At 62.9% G+C, this 17,612-nt stretch carries 14 protein-coding genes; all 14 read right to left on the bottom strand.

What is annotated here, in order from left to right; all coding sequences use genetic code 11:
* Position 1: 1 nt before the first annotated feature.
* Complete coding sequence (locus tag BPRO_RS05330; protein WP_041388412.1) at positions 2 to 793, bottom strand: cell division protein FtsQ/DivIB; 792 nt, start codon at positions 791 to 793, stop codon at positions 2 to 4.
* Positions 794 to 801: 8 nt separating this feature from the next.
* The gene (locus tag BPRO_RS05325; RefSeq protein WP_011482031.1) at positions 802 to 1,818 is read right to left on the bottom strand and encodes a D-alanine--D-alanine ligase; all 1,017 of its coding nucleotides are present in this window, start codon (positions 1,816 to 1,818) and stop codon (positions 802 to 804) included.
* Positions 1,815 to 3,218: a UDP-N-acetylmuramate--L-alanine ligase gene (murC, locus tag BPRO_RS05320; protein WP_011482030.1), complete on the bottom strand. Its 1,404-nt coding sequence runs from the start codon at positions 3,216 to 3,218 to the stop codon at positions 1,815 to 1,817. Before murC ends, BPRO_RS05325 begins: the two co-directional genes overlap by 4 nt.
* Positions 3,215 to 4,294, bottom strand: a complete 1,080-nt coding sequence (gene murG, locus BPRO_RS05315; RefSeq protein ID WP_086003108.1) for an undecaprenyldiphospho-muramoylpentapeptide beta-N-acetylglucosaminyltransferase — start codon at positions 4,292 to 4,294, stop codon at positions 3,215 to 3,217. Before murG ends, murC begins: the two co-directional genes overlap by 4 nt.
* A gap of 80 nt (positions 4,295 to 4,374) precedes the next feature.
* Positions 4,375 to 5,637 (bottom strand): putative lipid II flippase FtsW, encoded by a 1,263-nt coding sequence (ftsW, locus tag BPRO_RS05310; protein WP_011482028.1) that lies wholly within the window; start codon positions 5,635 to 5,637, stop codon positions 4,375 to 4,377.
* Positions 5,634 to 7,397, bottom strand: coding sequence for a UDP-N-acetylmuramoyl-L-alanine--D-glutamate ligase (gene murD / locus BPRO_RS05305; protein WP_011482027.1), 1,764 nt, complete (start codon positions 7,395 to 7,397; stop codon positions 5,634 to 5,636). The genes ftsW and murD overlap by 4 nt, the downstream gene beginning before the upstream one ends.
* Positions 7,398 to 7,400: 3 nt before the next feature.
* Complete coding sequence (gene mraY / locus BPRO_RS05300) at positions 7,401 to 8,579, bottom strand: phospho-N-acetylmuramoyl-pentapeptide-transferase (protein WP_041388408.1); 1,179 nt, start codon at positions 8,577 to 8,579, stop codon at positions 7,401 to 7,403.
* Positions 8,580 to 8,657: 78 nt separating this feature from the next.
* Positions 8,658 to 10,037: a UDP-N-acetylmuramoyl-tripeptide--D-alanyl-D-alanine ligase gene (gene murF / locus BPRO_RS05295; protein WP_011482025.1), complete on the bottom strand. Its 1,380-nt coding sequence runs from the start codon at positions 10,035 to 10,037 to the stop codon at positions 8,658 to 8,660.
* On the bottom strand, positions 10,034 to 11,539 hold the full coding sequence (locus tag BPRO_RS05290) for a UDP-N-acetylmuramoyl-L-alanyl-D-glutamate--2,6-diaminopimelate ligase (RefSeq protein WP_011482024.1): 1,506 nt from the start codon (positions 11,537 to 11,539) through the stop codon (positions 10,034 to 10,036). The genes murF and BPRO_RS05290 overlap by 4 nt, the downstream gene beginning before the upstream one ends.
* The gene (locus BPRO_RS05285) at positions 11,536 to 13,269 is read right to left on the bottom strand and encodes a peptidoglycan D,D-transpeptidase FtsI family protein (RefSeq protein WP_011482023.1); all 1,734 of its coding nucleotides are present in this window, start codon (positions 13,267 to 13,269) and stop codon (positions 11,536 to 11,538) included. Before BPRO_RS05285 ends, BPRO_RS05290 begins: the two co-directional genes overlap by 4 nt.
* Positions 13,262 to 13,555 carry a cell division protein FtsL gene (ftsL, locus tag BPRO_RS05280; protein ID WP_011482022.1) on the bottom strand — a complete coding sequence of 98 codons (294 nt, stop codon included), beginning with the start codon at positions 13,553 to 13,555 and terminating at the stop codon, positions 13,262 to 13,264. The genes BPRO_RS05285 and ftsL overlap by 8 nt, the downstream gene beginning before the upstream one ends.
* Positions 13,556 to 13,913: 358 nt before the next feature.
* Positions 13,914 to 14,831, bottom strand: coding sequence for a 16S rRNA (cytosine(1402)-N(4))-methyltransferase RsmH (gene rsmH / locus BPRO_RS05275; protein ID WP_011482021.1), 918 nt, complete (start codon positions 14,829 to 14,831; stop codon positions 13,914 to 13,916).
* 9 nt (positions 14,832 to 14,840) lie between these two features.
* On the bottom strand, positions 14,841 to 15,269 hold the full coding sequence (gene mraZ, locus BPRO_RS05270) for a division/cell wall cluster transcriptional repressor MraZ (protein ID WP_011482020.1): 429 nt from the start codon (positions 15,267 to 15,269) through the stop codon (positions 14,841 to 14,843).
* A 490-nt stretch (positions 15,270 to 15,759) separates the two neighbouring features.
* Positions 15,760 to 17,583 (bottom strand): STAS domain-containing protein, encoded by a 1,824-nt coding sequence (locus BPRO_RS05265; RefSeq protein WP_011482019.1) that lies wholly within the window; start codon positions 17,581 to 17,583, stop codon positions 15,760 to 15,762.
* Positions 17,584 to 17,612 lie beyond the last annotated feature (29 nt).

Below are 17,612 nucleotides of genomic sequence, written 5' to 3'. Positions count from 1 at the left end.
TTTACCTTTTCACTTTTCTGTCTTCTTTGTCACCAGCGTTCACCGTGGTAACACCTCTGAGCCTGATCGCATAACCGTTGCCATAGCGCAGGTCCGCGGACTCCAGGTCCCGTCCATACCTTGACGACACCTGTGTCAGCGTTGCGATAAACCGCCGTACACGCACCTGCAATTCATCCAGCGAGCCGCTTCCCAGCTCGATCACCGCACCGCTGTCGAGCCGCGCGCGCCAGCTACCCTGCCCGGTCAGCTCCAGCCTCTCCAGCACCGCGTCGATCTGTTCGAACATCGGGGACAGCAGCTGGTAGGCCTGCAGCACCAGCGGCGCACGTCCCTGCGGCCCGTTGAGCAGCGGCAGGTCTTCGGCTTCCACGTCCCCCTGGTTGGCTTCAAATACCTCGCCAAAACTGTTGACCAGGCGGGCGTCGCCTTCCGGGCCCCAATAGGCGATGGCCTTGTGTTCCTGCAGCACCACCTTGAGCCGGTTGGGAAATTCACGCTGCACCACCGCCCGGCGAACCCAGGGTACGGCTTCGAAAGCCGCACGCGTATGGGCCAGGTCCACCGTGAAAAAATTGCCGCGCAACTTGGGCGCCACATTGGCGCGCAGGGTGACCGCGTTGTTGTGCGCCACATCCCCCTGCACCCGGATGCCGCTCAGGTTGAAAAGCGGCTGACGCATCAGCCATGCCACGACCAGCGCCAGCGCCATGGCCGCAAACACCAGGCCAAAAAACACCGAAAAGGTGTTCATCAGCTTGATGTCCGCCGGCAGGGACGTTGGCAGTGGCATGGTGCGGCTCAAGAAGCGCCTCCCCCTTGCGACTGATGGTCGAGTGCGGTGGTCTTCAGCACCTCGATGCACAGGTCTTCATAGGAAATGCCGGCCGCCCGTGCAGACATGGGCACCAGCGAGTGCCCGGTCATGCCGGGCGAGGTATTGATTTCAAGCAGGTAGGGCTTGCGCGTGACTTTGTCGATCATCACGTCGGCGCGTGCCCAGCCGCGGCAGTTGAGCGTGCGGTAAGCCTGCAGGACCAGCTGCTGGATGACGGCCTCTTCGCCTTCAGGCAGGCCACAGGGCACCAGGTACTGCGTGGTGTCGGTGAAGTACTTGTTCTGGTAGTCGTAATTGCCGTCGGGCGCCACGATGCGGATGACCGGCAGGGCGCGCGCCTCGCTGCCGGTTCCCAGTACCGGGCAGGTCACCTCGTCGCCACTGATGAACTGCTCGCACAGGATGTCGGCATCCAGCTTTTCGGCCTGCGCCACCGCATCTGCCATGCCGGCCCGCTCGGTCACCTTGGTCAGCCCGATCGATGAGCCTTCCCGTGCGGGCTTGACAATCAGCGGCAAGCCCAGCTTGTCAGGGACGGCGCTCACGTCGGCGCTGCCATAGCTGCCCCGGCGCAACAGCACATAGGTGGGGGTCGGCAGGCCTTCGGCGAGCATGACCCGCTTGGTCATCACCTTGTCAATGGCCATGCTGGACGCCATGACGCCGGAGCCGGTGTAGGGTATGCCCAGCAACTCCAGCGCGCCCTGCACCGTGCCGTCTTCACCGAACCGGCCATGCAGCGCGATGAAGCAGCGCGCAAACTCGTCCTTTTTCAGCTCGCTGATGTCGCGCTCGGCCGGGTCAAACGCATGGGCATCCACGCCGCGGGAACGCAGCGCCTGCAACACGCCCCGGCCCGACATCAGGGAGATCTCGCGCTCGGCCGACATGCCCCCCATGAGGACGGCGACCTTGCCAAACGTGGCCCCCACGCTTGTCCCGGCGCTCACGGCCTGGGATGTGTCTGCGTTGCTACTCACTGCGCACCTTCCAGTTCCAACAATTTGCCGGGCACGAGCCCAATCGATCCGGCACCCATGCACATCACGACATCGCCTCCCAGTGCGTTATCCAGGATGGCTTGCGGCATCGCGTCGATCTCGCTCACAAATACCGGCTCCAGCTTGCCCGCCACGCGCAGCGCGCGCGCCAGCGAGCGGCCGTCTGCCGCCACGATGGGTGTCTCGCCGGCGGCATAGACCTCCGCCAGCAGCACGGCATCGGCCTGGCCGATGACCTTGACGAAGTCCTCAAAGCAGTCGCGGGTCCGGGTGTAGCGGTGCGGCTGGAACGCCAGCACCAGCCGCCTGCCCGGGAAGGCACCGCGCGCAGCGGCCAGCGTGGCAGCCACCTCGACCGGATGGTGGCCGTAGTCCTCGATGACCGTGAAATGGCCACCGCCTTTGGCAGGCACATCGCCGTAGCTCTGGAAGCGCCGGCCCACGCCCTTGAATTCGGCCAACGCTTTTTGCACTGCCGTGTCGGGCACGTTGAGCTCCACCGCCACCGCAATGGCTGACAAGGCATTGAGCACGTTGTGCTCGCCGGCGAGATTGAGCACGACCTCCAGGTCCGGCAAGGTGACGCCATTGCGGCGCTGCGCGGTGAAGTGCATCTGCGCGCCCACCGGCCGCACGTTGACAGCCCGCACCTGCGCGTCCTCACCGAAACCGTAGCTGGTGATCGGGCAGGAAACCTGCGGGACGATCTCACGCACCGCGGGGTCATCGGTGCACAAAATGGCGGTACCGTAAAAAGGCATGCGATGCAAAAAGTCGACGAAGGCCTTCTTCAGATTGGCGAAATCATGGCCATAGGTTTCCATGTGGTCGGCGTCGATGTTGGTCACGACCGCCATCACCGGCAACAGGTTCAGGAACGATGCATCGGACTCGTCGGCTTCCACCACGATGTAGTCGCCCAGGCCCAGCCTGGCATTGGCACCCGCGCTGTTGAGCCGGCCACCGATGACAAACGTCGGATCCAGCCCGGCTTCGGCCAGCACACTGGCCACCAGGCTGGTCGTCGTGGTCTTGCCATGGGTACCCGCAATCGCAATGCCCTGCTTCAGGCGCATCAGTTCGGCCAGCATCAGGGCACGGGGCACCACGGGAATGCGCTTTTCGCGCGCCGCCAGCACCTCGGGGTTGTCGGCCTGCACCGCGGTGGAGGTCACCACCGCATCGACCTTGGCCAGGTTGCTGGCGGCATGCCCGACAAAGGTCTTGATGCCAAGCCTGGCCAGCCGCTGTAATGTGGCGCTGTCCGACAGGTCAGATCCCGAAATGACGTAACCCAGGTTGTGCAGCACTTCGGCAATGCCTGACATGCCGGAGCCGCCCAGCCCGATGAAGTGAATGTTTTTGATGGCGTGTTTCATCTTGCAAGCTCCTCGCAAGCAGCCACAACGCGCGTTGTGGCATCGGTTTTTTGCATGGTTTTGGCTTTTAGCGCGCATTGAAGCAGCGCGGATCGATCTGTTTTTTGTAGCATGTCGGCCAGTGCGGCGGCGCTCATGTCGCGCTGCTGCAGCAACCAGCCGCCCCCCTGGTCGACCAGGAACCGGGCATTCGTCGTCTGGTGGTCATCGACCGCAGAAGGAAAGGGCACAAACAGCGCTGCAGCCCCCACGGCGGCAATTTCAGTGACGGTGCTGGCGCCAGCGCGGCAAATGATGAGGTCGGCATCGGCAAATGCCTGTGCAGTGTCCTCAATGAAGGGCGTCAGTTCTGCCTGCACGCCGGCGGCTGCATAGTTGGCACGCAATTCGTCGATCTGGCGGATCCCGCTTTGATGCGTGACGTCGGGGCGCTGGGCTGGCGGCATCAGGGCCAGGGCTCTGGGCACCAGCTCATTCAGGGCCTTGGCCCCGAGGCTGCCACCGACCACCAGCAGCTTCAGGGGCCCTGCCCGGCCCGCAAATCGGGTTGCAGGGTCCGGCTGGCGGATGAAGGCGGGGCGCAGGGGGTTGCCGATCCATTCGGCTTTCCTGAACACGCCGGGGAAGGCCGTGAAGACACGATCTGCCACGCCGGCCAGCACCTTGTTGACCATGCCCGCCACGGAGTTCTGTTCATGCAGCACCAGCGGCTTGCCCAGCAGCACGCTCATCATGCCGGCCGGAAAGGCGATGTAGCCGCCCAGCCCGACCACCACATCAGGCTTGACGCGCCGTACAACCTGGATGCTCTGCCAAAAGGCCTTGAGCAGGCGCAGCGGCAGGAACACCAGGGTGAGCGGGCCCTTGCCGCGCACGCCGGAGAAATCGATTGACTCGAAAGCGAAGCCGCGTGGTGGCACCAGCTGGCTTTCCATGCTGGGGTGACCCGCATTGCCCCGGCCGCCCAGCCAGTGCACCCGCCAGCCGCGCTCGCGCAGGGCCTCGGCCACGGCGAGGCCCGGGAAGATATGCCCCCCGGTTCCGCCGGCCATCACCAAAGCTACGCGAGCCCCCACGCTTGTCACTTCGTGTACTGCGCTGCCCCCCGAGGGGGCCGTGCTTGCTTGGGGCGGCCCGGCGCTACGCACATGCTCGCTCATGCCCGCCCCCCACGCATCAGGGTGCGATTCTCGTAGTCAATCCGCAGCACCACGGCCAAGGCAATCAGGTTCATCAAAATGGCCGAGCCGCCGTAGCTCATCAGCGGCAGGGTCAGGCCCTTGGTGGGCAAGGCACCGAGATTCACGCCGATGTTGATGAAGGTCTGGAAACCCATCCAGATGCCGACGCCCTGGGCCACCAGCCCGGCAAACAGGCGGTCCAGCGCGATCGACTGGCGGCCGATGTGCATGATGCGGCGGGTCATCCACATGAACAGGCCAATCACCACGAGCACACCCAGCAGGCCGAACTCTTCGCCGATCACGGCCATCAGGAAGTCGGTGTGCGCCTCGGGCAGCCAGTGCAGCTTTTCGATGCTGCCGCCCAGGCCCACGCCAAAAATCTCGCCGCGCCCGAAAGCAATCAGCGAATGCGACAACTGGTAGCCTTTGCCCATGGAGTACTTGTCGCTCCAGGGATCCAGGTAGGCAAAAATCCGCTCGCGGCGCCATTCGCTGAGCATCACCATCAGGCCAAAGGCGACCACCACCACGGCCGCAATCACGAAGAACATGCGCGCATTGACGCCGCCGAGAAAGAGGATGCCCATCGCGATGACCGAGATCACCATGAAAGCGCCCATGTCAGGCTCGGCCAGCAGCAGCAGGCCGACGACCGCAATCGCCACCGCCATGGGCATGACAGCGCGGAAGAAGCGCTCTTTGACTTCCATCTTGCGAACCATGTAATCCGAGGCGTACAGCAGCACCGCGAATTTCGCCAGTTCCGAAGGCTGGAAATTCATGAAACCCATTGAAATCCAGCGTCGCGCGCCATTGACGCCCTTGCCGATAAAGGGCAGCAGCACCAGCATCAGCAGCAGCAGGGACAGCACAAACAGCCAGGGCGCCAGCTTTTCCCATGTCGCCATGGGAACCTGAAACGCCAGGAATGCCACGATGAAAGCCACCACCAGCGACAGCACATGACGCAGCAGGAAATGCGTGTGCGCATAGCGGGAAAACTTGGGGTTGTCGGGCATCGCCACCGACGCCGAATACACCATGACCAAACCCCACATGAGCAAGGCCACCGTCACCCAGACCAGCGCCTGGTCAAACCCCGCCATGCGAACAGGCGCAGCCGGGCTTCGGGACAGGCTCTGCCGCCCGAGGCGAACGGGCAGCACATCCGCGGCGACCGCGCCGACGCCGCCGAGACCGGAAAGCCAACCCCAAAAGCGTGCAGCCACGGTCACAGCACCACCCCCTGTTCCTGGGCCAGCGCCTGCACCGCATCACAAAAGACCTGGGCGCGGTGTTCGTAGTTGTCAAACATGTCAAAACTGGCGCAGGCGGGCGACATCAGGACGGCATCGCCGGTATGGGCCTGCGCGGCCGCCAGGCTCACCGCCTCCTGCATCGACGCGGCGTCCAGCAGCGCCACCTGGCTGGCCTGCAGCGCAGACCGGATGAGGGGCGCGTCCTTGCCTATCAGCACCACGGCCCGGGCATGGTGTGACACGGGTTCCGCCAGCGGTGAAAAATCCTGCCCCTTGCCTTCGCCGCCCAGAATCACCACCAGCTTGCGTTCGGCCCCCAGACCCGCCAGGGCTGCCGCGGTGGCGCCGACGTTGGTTCCCTTGCTGTCGTCGAAATATTCGACATCGTTCACCACCGCGATGGATTCCACGCGGTGCGGCTCGCCCCGGTACTCGCGCAGGCCATGCAACATGGGCGCAAGACTGCAACCGGCCGCGACGGCCAGTCCGAGCGCGGCCAGTGCATTGGTGGCGTTGTGGCGGCCGCGAATGCGCAGGGCATCCAGCGGCATCAGGCGCTGGATGTGCAGCTCCACTTCTTCACCCTTGCGGCGTTTGATGGTTTCATCGGCTTGCGCGGCGCGCACCAGCCACGCCATGCCATTGACGGTTTCGATGCCGTAGTCGCCGGGTCGTTGTGGCTCCCCGGCACCAAAAGTCGAATGCGGGCGAACCTGCGGAGGCCGCAGGCGTACCTTGACGGGCGTCGGAAGCATCTCCATCACCCGGGGATCGTCACGGTTAAGCAGCATGAACGTGCTGCGTCCAAATATCCGGGCCTTGGCCGCGACGTAAGCATCCATGTCGCCGTGCCAGTCCAGATGATCCTGGGTCACATTCAACACCACGGCAGCCGTCGGCTCAAAGTCCTGCGCGTCCGCGAGCTGGAAGCTGGACAGTTCCAGCACCCACACCTGCGGCAGGGTATCCGCGTCAAGGTGCGCAGACAGCGTATCGAGCAGCGTCGGGCCGATATTGCCTGCAACGGCAACGGTTTTTCCGGCCCGTTGCACCAGTTGGCCGACCAGGGAAGTTACCGTGGTTTTGCCGTTGGTTCCCGTGATGGCCAACACCACCGGCCTATAGCCAGCAGCCTGTTCGGCCGGCGCGGGGGCAAGCAGAGCGGGCAACGCCGCGTCTTCGCCGGCATCCTCCGAGACAGGCGCGCCTTCCACAACATCCGAGGCGGACATCTCTTCGATATCGCCGGAGGCATCAGCCGCCAAAGCGGCTTCGCCCTCAAGCGAGTCCACCGCATCCGTTGCATCTGATGCATCGGATATATCGGATGCATCGGACAATGGCGATTCAGGAGGCACGAGATGATCTTTCACCACCTCCGTTGCCGACACCTCGCGGAGATCGGCCAGGGCCCGGGAAAACAGGTCTAGTTCGCCCCCGACAGGCAAGCCCATGGCGCGCGCGGCATCAACCACAGGAGCGATCACTGCAGGCGCCAGTCCTGGCGAGCGATAGACCGCGCGCACGGCGCTACCCTGCACGAGGTCCGGCGTAAAGGCGCCGCTCACAAACTTCACCGCGGGAAGTTCCTGCCGCAGCGTCGCGAGCAATGCAGGCGCTTCGCGTGTGTCGGCAACCGTCACCGATGCCCCATGGCGGACCCACCAGCGCGCCATGGCCAGGCCGGACGCACCCAGGCCCAGGATCAACACGGTTTGGTCTTGTAAATGCCTCATGCCTTACCTGAGCTTCAACGTTGAGAGACCCACCAGGCACAGCAGCATGGTGATGATCCAGAAGCGGACGACCACCTGGGTCTCCTTCCAGCCGCTTTTCTCGAAGTGGTGGTGCAGCGGCGCCATCTTGAAGAGGCGCCGGCCTTCGCCGTAGCGCTTCTTGGTGTACTTGAACCAGATCACCTGCATCATCACGGACAGGGCCTCAACGACAAAAATCCCGCCCATGATGGCCAGCACAATTTCCTGGCGCACGATGACGGCGATGGTGCCCAGCGCCGCCCCCAGCGCCAGCGCGCCGACGTCACCCATGAACACCTGAGCCGGGTGCGTGTTGAACCACAGGAACGCCAGCCCGGCACCCGCCATGGCCGAGCAGAAGATCAGCAGTTCACCGGAGCCGGGAATGTGCGGAAAGAAGAGGTATTTGGAATAGACCGCGCTGCCGGTTACATAGGCGAACACGCCCAGGGCGGACCCCACCATGACCACCGGCATGATGGCCAGGCCGTCCAGGCCGTCGGTCAGGTTGACGGCATTGCTCGAACCCACAATCACCAGGTAGGTCAGGATCACAAAACCGAATACGCCCAGCGGGTAACTGATTTCCTTCACGAAGGGCACCAGCAAGCCGGCCTTGGGCGGCAGGTCGACGTCAAATCCCGACTGCACCCAGCTGAAAAACAATTCCAGCACGCGCAGATTGGAACTCTCCGAGATGCTGAACACCAGGTAGAGCGCCGCCACCAGGCCAATCAGTGATTGCCACAGGTATTTTTCACGCGACCGCATGCCTTCAGGATCTTTCAGCACGACCTTGCGCCAGTCGTCGGCCCAGCCGATGGCACCGAATCCCAGGGTGACGAGCAGCACAATCCACACGAAGCGGTTGGACAGGTCAAACCACAGCAGGGTCGAAATGCCGATGGACATCAGGATCAGCACGCCACCCATGGTGGGCGTTCCGCTCTTGCTCAGGTGTGTCTGCATCGCGTATTCGCGGATCGGCTGACCGATCTTCAGCGAGATCAGCCGGCGAATGACAAACGGCCCGGCCAGCAGGCCAATCAGCAGCGCCGTGAGCGCGGCCATGACAGCGCGAAATGTCAGGTACTGGAACACCCGGAAAGATCCGAATTCAGGGGAAATCGACTGGAGCCACTGGGCCAGGCTAAGCAGCATGAAATGCCTCCTGCCGAACCGCCTCGAAGGAGGCATGCCCCCCCTGATGGGACAGCGAACGCATGTGAGCATGGGGGCTCATGTTTCTTCCTTGTAGTTTTTTGTGTGATCTGCGATGACCTGAACCACCTGCTCCATCTTCATGAAGCGGGAGCCCTTCACCAGCACACTGCCCGCCTGCGGCAATTCAGCCACCACGGCGGCGGCCAGATCGGCCATCTGGCTGAAATGGCGTCCCGCGCCGAAAGCGGTACTCGCCCTTTGGGACTGGGCTCCCAGCGTGAACAGCTGCTCGATGCCCCGCGCGTGGGCATACCGGCCGGCCTCTTCGTGAAACTGGGGACCCTGGTCGCCCACCTCACCCATGTCGCCCATGACCAGCAGGCGCGGCGCCGGCAGCTCGGCCAACACCTCGATGGCCGCGCGCATGGAGTCGGGATTGGCGTTGTAGGTGTCGTCGATCAATGTCACCACACGATTCGCCAGGCGCACGGTCAGGGCGCGGGAACGTCCCTTGACCGGGGCAAATTCCGATAGACCCGCCGCGATGACTGGCAGGGGAACGCCGGCGGCCAGCGCGCAGGCGGTGGCGGCCAGCGCATTCTTGACGTTGTGCCGGCCCGCAATATGCAGGGGAAAATCAAGCGGCCCTGCGGGTGTCCGGGCCGCAACCTGCCAGCAGTCGCCGCTCCACTGCGCCTGGGCCGTGACATCGGCCGGGCCCGTTTGTGCAAAAGTCAGTACGCGGCGCGCCCCCGCGAGGCCGCGCCAGATGGCGGTGTAGTCATCATCGGCAGGAAAAACGGCAATGCCATCCGTGCCGAGGGCCTGCAGCACGGAGCCGTTCTCCCGGGCGACGGCTTCCACCGTGGCCATGAATTCAAGGTGCTCGCGCTGGGCGTTATTGACCAGCGCCACGCCAGGCTTGGCCAAGGCGGCCAGGTAGGCGATTTCGCCGGGATGGTTCATGCCCAGCTCCACCACGCCCACCGCATGGGAGGCACGAAGGCGCAACAGCGTCAGGGGCACGCCGATGTCGTTGTTGAGATTGCCTTCCGTGGCAAAAGCCTGCGTGGATTTCCAGGCCCGCAGGATAGCCGCGATCATCTGCGTCACCGTCGTTTTTCCGTTGCTTCCCGTCACCGCAATGAGGGGCAAGCTGAATTGCGAACGCCAGCCGGCCGCCAGTTGGCCGAGCGCCAGTTTCGAGTCAGCCACCTCCAGACCCGGCAGACCTGCCGCGGCCAGGCCATGGTGGGCAATCGCCGCCACGGCGCCCTGTGCCTTGGCCTGCGCCAGAAAATCATGGGCGTCAAAGCGCTCGCCCTTGAGCGCCACGAACAGGTCGCCGGCCTGCAGGCTGCGGGTATCGGTGTGCACGCGCAGAGGCTTCACGCTGCCATCACCCACTAGCCGGGCCGACGGCAACCAGCCCAGGGCTTGTTGCAAGGTCATCATGCGGAGCCTCCCCCGGCCTGGCGTGCCACGCGCGCCGCATTCAGGGCGAGAGCGGCTTGCGCCTGCGTCCTGTCGGAAAAAGGAAGCTTCACGCCCTGGACCTCTTGATAACTTTCATGCCCCTTGCCCGCCAGCAGCACCACATCATGGGCTTGCGCCAAACTCAGCGCATGCGTAATCGCCATGGCCCGGTCTGCCTGCACGTGCACGGCATCGCGGTGATTCAACCCCCTCAGCACCTGGTCGATGATGGCCAGCGGATTCTCACTGCGCGGGTTGTCGCTGGTGACCACCACCCGGTCGGCATTTTTTTCCGCCACCGCTGCCATCAGCGGGCGTTTGCCGGCATCGCGGTCTCCGCCACAGCCAAAGACGCACCAGAGCTGGCCACCGCGGCTGCGCGCGACCGGCTGAAGCGCTGTGAGTACTTTTTCCAGGGCGTCAGGCGTGTGCGCGTAATCGATGACGACCAGGGGCAGGCCTTCTTCCGCCAGCGTGTCCATGCGCCCCGGCACCGGCAGCAGGTCGGCGCAAGCAGCCACGGCATCGACCAGCGGTATGCCCATGGCACGCAGGGCCGCGATGACGCCCAGCAGGTTGTACACGTTGTACTGGCCGACCAGCTTGCTGGAAACTCGGTGCTGCTCCGCGCCTTCGACAACATCAAAACTCACGCCATTCACGCCGTGGTGAATTTTTTGTGCATGAATTCGGGCCGGCCCTGTGCAGGACAATGTCCAGACATCCAGGTCCGAGCCGGCCAGTGACGCGCTCAGCTCAAGGCCTTTGCCATCGTCCACATTGATGACTGCTGCCTTCAGGCCTGGCCAGCTGAACAGCATTTTCTTGGCCTCCCAATAGTCCTGCATGGACGGGTGGTAGTCGAGATGGTCCTGCGTGAAGTTGGTGAAGATCGCGACCTGTATGGTGGTGGCGTCCAGCCGCCGCTCCACCAGCCCTATCGAGGAAGCCTCCAGGGCGCAGGTGGCGAAGCCCTCATCCACAAAACGGCGCATTTGCTGCTGGAGCAGCACAGGATCAGGGGTGGTCAACCCCGTGAAAACCACCGCACCGGGCGCCCCGATGCCCAGGGTTCCCACGACACCGCATTTGCGCCCCAGCCTGCCCAGCGCCTGGGCCAGCCACCATGTTGTCGATGTCTTGCCATTGGTGCCGGTGACGGCCGCGACCTGCAAATGCCGGCTTGGCTCATCAAAATAGGCAGCGGCGATGGGGCCGGTTGCCGCCTTGAGTCCTGCGTAAGCGGCCACCCTTTCGTCATCCGGGCCGCGGGGCTCAAAACCCTGCAACTCCACCAGGCAGGCGCGGGCGCCCGAAGCCAGTGCATCACCGAGATACTTCCGGCCGTCCGTCGCGGCGCCAGGCCACGCAATGAATCCGTCACCGCCGCCCACCATGCGGCTGTCCGTCCGCAGGCTGCCGGTCACGCGCTCACGCAACCAGCGGGCCGCCTGCTCGGGGGTATGGAGCTGGGTTGTCAAAACGACTCCTCGACAGCCTGCGTCACGATTTGCGGCTTGACGCTCACGTCCGGCTGCACGCCCATCATGCGCAACGTCTGCTGCACCACTTCGCTGAATACCGGCGCCGCCGCAACGCCGCCGAAATACTGGCCATCGCTCGGCTCGTCGATCATCACCGCGACGATGATGCGCGGCGCCTCAATCGGCGCCATGCCGGTGAACCAGGCACGGTATTTATTGCTCGCATAGCCCTTGCCGACCTGCTTGTGCGCCGTGCCCGACTTGCCGCCAACCGAATAGCCGACCGTCTGTGCCAGTTGACCGGTGCCACCCGGTGCCGCGGCCATCTGGAGCATCCTTCGCACCGCATGCGCGTTCTCGGCAGAAAACACCCTGACGCCGACGGCGGGCTCAGTGCTCTTGAGCATCGTAACCGGAATGATCTGCCCATCGTGCGCAAACGAGGTATAGGAATGCGCCATCTGGAACAGCGAGGCCGAGAGCCCGTAGCCATAAGCCATGGTCGCCTGCTCAACAGGCCGCCAGCTTTTCCAGGGTCGCAGCCGGCCTGTGACGGCGCCGGGAAACTGGATCTGGGGCTTCTGCCCGTAACCGAGCGCGGTGTAGGTATCCCACATCTCGTGCGGACTCATCTTCTGCGCGATTTTCAATGCACCGACGTTGCTCGACTTCTGGATCACGCCCTCGACGGTCAGCGTACCGTAATTGTGGGTATCGCTGATGGTAAAGCCGCCGATGCTGAAGCGGCCAGGCCCGGTTTCGACAAGGGTCTGCGGTTTGACCCGGCCGGCTTCCAGCGCCATGGCGACCGTGATCGGCTTCATCGTTGAACCGGGCTCGAAGGTGTCAGTCAGCGCGCGGTTGCGCAGTTGCTCGCCAGTGAGGTTCTGCCGCTTGTCGGGCACGTAGCTCGGGTAGTTGGCGAGCGCCAGCACCTCGCCGGTGATCGCATCAAGCACCACCACGCTGCCGGCCTTGGCCTTGCGCGCGGTCACGGCGTCGCGCAGCTTCTGGTAAGCGAAGAACTGCACCTTGCTGTCAACGCTTAACTGGATGTCTTTGCCCTCGATCGGCGGCACCTGCTCACCAACGCCTTCAACCACGCGACCGAGCCGGTCCTTGATGACACGCCGTGAGCCCGCCTTTCCGGCGAGCTCCTTGTTGAACGTGAGTTCGATGCCTTCCTGGCCGTTGTCTTCGACGTTGGTGAAACCGACCACATGGGCAGCCGCCTCGCCTTCAGGGTACTTGCGCTTGTATTCCCGGCGCGCATAGATCCCCTTGATGCCCATCGCATGGATTTGCTGGGCTATCGGCTCGTCGACCTGGCGCTTGAGCCAGACAAAAGTTTTATCCTCGTTACCCAGTTTTTTCTTCAGATCGGCCTGCGGCATTTCCAGCAGCTTGGCGAGTTCTGCAAGCTGGGCCTTGCTCGCTTCGACGTCTTCCGGGATGGCCCAGATACTGGGAGCAGGCACGCTGGAAGCCAAAATCAGGCCATTGCGATCGAGAATACGGCCGCGATTGGCCGGCAGCTCCAGCGTCCGGGCAAAGCGGACTTCACCCTGGCGCTGGAAAAATTCATTGCCGAAAACCTGGATGTACGCGGCCCGCCCCGCCAGCCCCACAAAAGCCAGGGCAATGGCCGCCACAATAAATTTGCTGCGCCAGACCGGCGTCTTGCTGGCCAGCAAGGGGCTGGAGCTGTAGAGAACGCTCCTACTCATGCGGCACCCCGGCAACCGCGGCCTCCTGGTAGGTCACATACTGCGTGATGGCCGGCGTTGCCGTGCGCATCTGCAGGCGATCCCTGGCGAGTTTCTCAACCCGAAGAGGCGTGGCCTGGGCACGCTTTTCAAGCTGCAGGCGTTCATTATCCGTTTCGATTTGCCGGCTGTGGGCGGTGGCCTTTTCAAGCTCCACATACAGGCGACGCGACTCATACTGGGTGCTCACCAGATAAAGCGCACTGGCCAGCACCGCCAGCAGCAGGACGAGGTTCAGGCGGAGCATCTGGTGGCCCCCACGCTTTTCACTGCGTGTAATACGCTGCCCCCCGAGGGGGCCGCTGCGCCTGCGGTCTGGCAAAGCCAGTCCCGCGGCCCCTGCTGGAGGGAAGAGCCCCCACGCTTGCTCACTCCGTGTAGCTCCCGAGGCCCTGCAGGCCGCGGCTCGCGGGACGCTTCGCCTCTGTCGCCTGTCCAAACCCGCTCAAGCAGGCTTGGGGCCGCAGGCTCCAGCCCCTCGAGGGCTGAACTTGCTCGGGGCGGCCCTTCGCGGCGTTCGTTGGCGCCCACGCTGATCGCTGCGCGTACTGCACTCATGCTCACACCCACTGAGTTGCGTGCGTGCTGGAGTAGTTTTGCGGTGTTCATGCGCTCACCCCGGTGCGCTCGGCCACCCGCATCACGGCGCTGCGGGAACGGGGGTTGGCGGCAATCTCCTCTTCGCTGGGCTTGATGCGGCCCAGCGCCTTGAGCCTCATGGCCTTGGGTGCGGCAAATGGGGCGCGACGGTCGAACACTTCGCGCGATTGCCCGGCGATGAATTGCTTGACGATGCGGTCTTCGAGCGAATGAAAACTGATCACCACCAGACGGCCTCCCGGTTGGAGTACTTTCAGTGAAGCTTCTAACGCCTGTTGCAGCTCTTCAAGCTCGGCGTTGATGAAAATCCGAAGAGCCTGAAATGTGCGCGTTGCAGGGTCCTTGCCCGGCTCGCGGGTTTTGACCGCGCCAGCCACGACTTCGGCCAGCTCAGCGGTGGTTCGAAGAGGGCCCCGTTCCTGTCGGCGACGATCAATCGCCTTTGCAACCTGTTGAGCAAACCGTTCTTCGCCATATTCACGAATCACCTCCGCCATTGTTTCTATGGATGCATCTGCCAGCCACTCGGCCACGCTCTGGCCACGCGTGGTGTCCATGCGCATGTCCAGAGGTCCCTCGGAACGAAAGGAAAAGCCGCGCACCGGGTTGTCGATCTGGGGCGAGCTCACGCCAAGATCCATCAGCACGCCCGCTGCGCTGGCAGCGGGCAGTTGACCCAGGTGCATGAAACCTTCGTGGCGAATTGAAAACCGCGGGTCGGTAATGGTTTGCGCTTCCGCGATGGCGTCGAGGTCCTTGTCGAAGGCCGTGAGACGTCCTTGCGGCGAGAGCTGCGACAACAAGAGGCGCGAATGCCCGCCGCGACCGAAAGTCGCGTCGATGTAGTGGCCGTCCGGGTTGATGTGAAGCGCCGCTATGGCTTCGTTCAACAAGACGGTGCGGTGTGTCCATGTGTCTTGCACCGTCTTCTTTCAGAATGAAAAGTCTCTGAAGACATCGGGCATTTCACCCTTCATCTGCTCGGCCTCCTGGGCGGCATAAGTCGCGGCGTCCCAGAGCTCGAAGTAGCTGCCCATGCCGAGCAGCACCGCATCCTTGCTGATGCCGGCAGCTTGCCGGAGTTCAGGCGAAACCAATACACGGCCAGTCGCATCCATGTCTACGTCCATCGCATTACCGAGGAAAATCCGCTTCCACCATTGGGCCTGCATGGGCAACGAGGCAATGCGCTCGCGGAATTTCTCCCATTCGTTGCGTGGGAAAATCATAAGGCAGCCGTGCGGATGTTTGGTGATAGTGAGCTGGCTGGAGGCAGTGGCGCTCAGCACGTCGCGATGCCGGGTCGGCACAGAGAGCCGTCCCTTGGTATCGAGAGCTAGAGATGACGCGCCTTGAAACACCGTTACAAACCTTTATAAAACACTTTTCACCACTAAATTGCACTTTCTCCCACTTTATCAGGAAACATTCTGCAAGCAAGCGGTTTGACACAAATTTTTTCAATGAAATCAAGGACTTAGAAGCATCTTCAAAAATTACGCCAAACTTAAAAAGTGTTCTAAATTAAGCACTTAGCAAGGTCAATGAAAGTGTTGCATTAAACGATGCACATCGCGACGCGCACACCAATGGAGCAAGGCGAGGCCCCGGATGATGCCCAGACAGTGCCAATCAGCGCGAGAGGTGGGTGTCAGCAACGTTCCTGTTTTTTTGTGAAAAAACAGTCAGCAGATCGCTCACTCATAACGACCGGCATAAGCCACAAGCAGGGCCGGGGCATGACTTCCGGCCCGGACAAGGGTCGCACAAGTTAGCGGATTGCCGGCAATGGTCTCGTAGCGCCCCGAAAACAGAAGTGGATCCCGCAGGGCGAGGCATCTATTACAGATATCAGTCAACGCGGGCAAGCACCCTGGCATGCTCCGTGATTCCGATCACATTGAAAAAAGCAACCACCAGACGATTGACGTCCGAGAACTGTATGGAACGGTTTTCAGCCGCACGCGCCGACACCCAGTTAAGCAGCGTGCCCGCGGCAGAAAAATCGACGCGTATGAGCTTGGCGCAGGAGATCAGCATCGTGTCTGCCCCCATCAGCTTGGCCTCCAGCTTGTTCAGCACTTCAACGGCATCACCCTGTATTTGCCCGGACAGCTCCACCGACGCCAGCTGGTTCATCATCGAGCTCTGTCCATCTATCACGGTATCCCCCTCCAGGCCACTTATGCCCGAATGCGTCGAATCGCGAAAAACTTCCCCGATGATGGCCTGACTCGTTGGACCGCCTGTTGCATCCAGCGACTTGTACTTGCAGCGTGCGGCAGCCCAGGCGGGCGGTGAAACTTCGTAAGTCACGCAAAAATCAAGGGCCGCGAGTTCAAAGTCGTCAGGCCGGCGCATTACACGGAGCGCCTCCAGGCGCAGTTGCCACCAGCTCTGAGCCGTATCCCGGCTGCCCGAGGGAGTGGCGCCTTGCAACACCTTCATCAGTTGCGCAGCGCCCATGAAACCCAGCTGGACGGGCTGTGCCGCCCAGGCGCTGAACACCCCGGTCAATGGCTCGAGGGCAGCCAGTTCAATGGTTTTGAGATTGCGCCAGTCCAGGCGCCACGGCATCGGCGCCCTGGCGGTGGCCGCCTTGAGGGCCGCCACGGTCTGGATGCCCAACACCGAAGGACACACCCAGTCGGCAGCAGGCCCGGTGCTTGCCTTGCCAGACGGAGCGCTGAGCATTTTCACCATATCCGGCATGGAGAACCACTGCGGTGCCGAACGGTCAAATCGCTCCACAAACTGGATCGCGGCCGTCTCGAACTTGTCCTGCTGACCCGTTGCACGGTACAGATCAAACAGCGCCAGCCAGGTTTCAGTGTGCTCCGCCCGAATACCGCCCGGCGCCAAAATTTCAAGCAGGCCCGCTTCGGCACCCGCATCATCGCCATTGGCAAAGCGGATGGCGACCTCTTCCAGTTCCGCATCATGCACACCGACTTCCTCCACCACCTCCACCGCTGTGAGCTTGGAAGGGGAAAAGCCCGATGTATTGCCGTCGTAATCACCCCCAACGCCCGCCAGGCCACCAATCGCACGGGGCGTTGCCGGAAGGCCCGCCGGCTGGGTTGGCGCCGAGGCGGCTGCAGGTACCGTTTGCAAAGCGTCAGGTTGGGTCGGCATCACCGCCTGTGCTGACGCCGGAGTTGCCTCTTTTTGGGCGGCAGACTCAAACCCGGCGGGCGCCGTGGCCTTGTAGGCGGTAGGCAGGGCGTTGTCCAGCAGCGAGGTCTGCGTCTCGGCAGGCTTGCCACGGGCCCCCAGGGGCCCCTGGAGCGAACCACCCTGGACCGTGCCATTCTTGGTTTTCCACCATTGCATGGACATCTGCGCCTCGATCTCGTCGATTTTCTTGAGCGTAGAAGCACGGTCATCCGGCCTGGAAGGCATGCTGCTCTGAAAAAACGATGGCCGCCCGCCCGGATCCTGGCCCACACCCACCAGGGCTTCGCGCTTGCGCATCTTGCGCAGCATGTCGAACTCGCGCTTGCGCACAAAGTCGTTACGACGCTTGCGCTCAATCATCTCCTTGAGCAATTGCTTGCTCATGGCTTCGTTCCGGTCTGTTTGCGCGGAGTCCAGATCTGACCAGTTCGTCGCAGGATTGCGGACGAACTTCACCATCTTGGCGAGCAAGCCCGATTCGGTATCTTCTTTGGACATGACAGGACGGTTAAAGATGCTCAGCCGGC

It is taken from the genome of Polaromonas sp. JS666 (assembly GCF_000013865.1).
Classification (GTDB): domain Bacteria; phylum Pseudomonadota; class Gammaproteobacteria; order Burkholderiales; family Burkholderiaceae_C; genus Polaromonas.
This window is presented reverse-complemented; position numbering and strand designations above follow the sequence as displayed.

Coding starts and splice junctions, on each gene's coding strand:
- murF (WP_011482025.1), bottom strand. CDS start 10,037: ATGATGACCTTGCAACAAGCCCTGGGCTGGTTGCCGTCGGCCCGGCTA.
- BPRO_RS05330 (WP_041388412.1), bottom strand. CDS start 793: ATGCCACTGCCAACGTCCCTGCCGGCGGACATCAAGCTGATGAACACC.
- BPRO_RS05285 (WP_011482023.1), bottom strand. CDS start 13,269: ATGAGTAGGAGCGTTCTCTACAGCTCCAGCCCCTTGCTGGCCAGCAAG.
- murD (WP_011482027.1), bottom strand. CDS start 7,397: ATGAGGCATTTACAAGACCAAACCGTGTTGATCCTGGGCCTGGGTGCG.
- BPRO_RS05265 (WP_011482019.1), bottom strand. CDS start 17,583: ATGTCCAAAGAAGATACCGAATCGGGCTTGCTCGCCAAGATGGTGAAG.
- ftsL (WP_011482022.1), bottom strand. CDS start 13,555: ATGCTCCGCCTGAACCTCGTCCTGCTGCTGGCGGTGCTGGCCAGTGCG.
- mraY (WP_041388408.1), bottom strand. CDS start 8,579: ATGCTGCTTAGCCTGGCCCAGTGGCTCCAGTCGATTTCCCCTGAATTC.
- murC (WP_011482030.1), bottom strand. CDS start 3,218: ATGAAACACGCCATCAAAAACATTCACTTCATCGGGCTGGGCGGCTCC.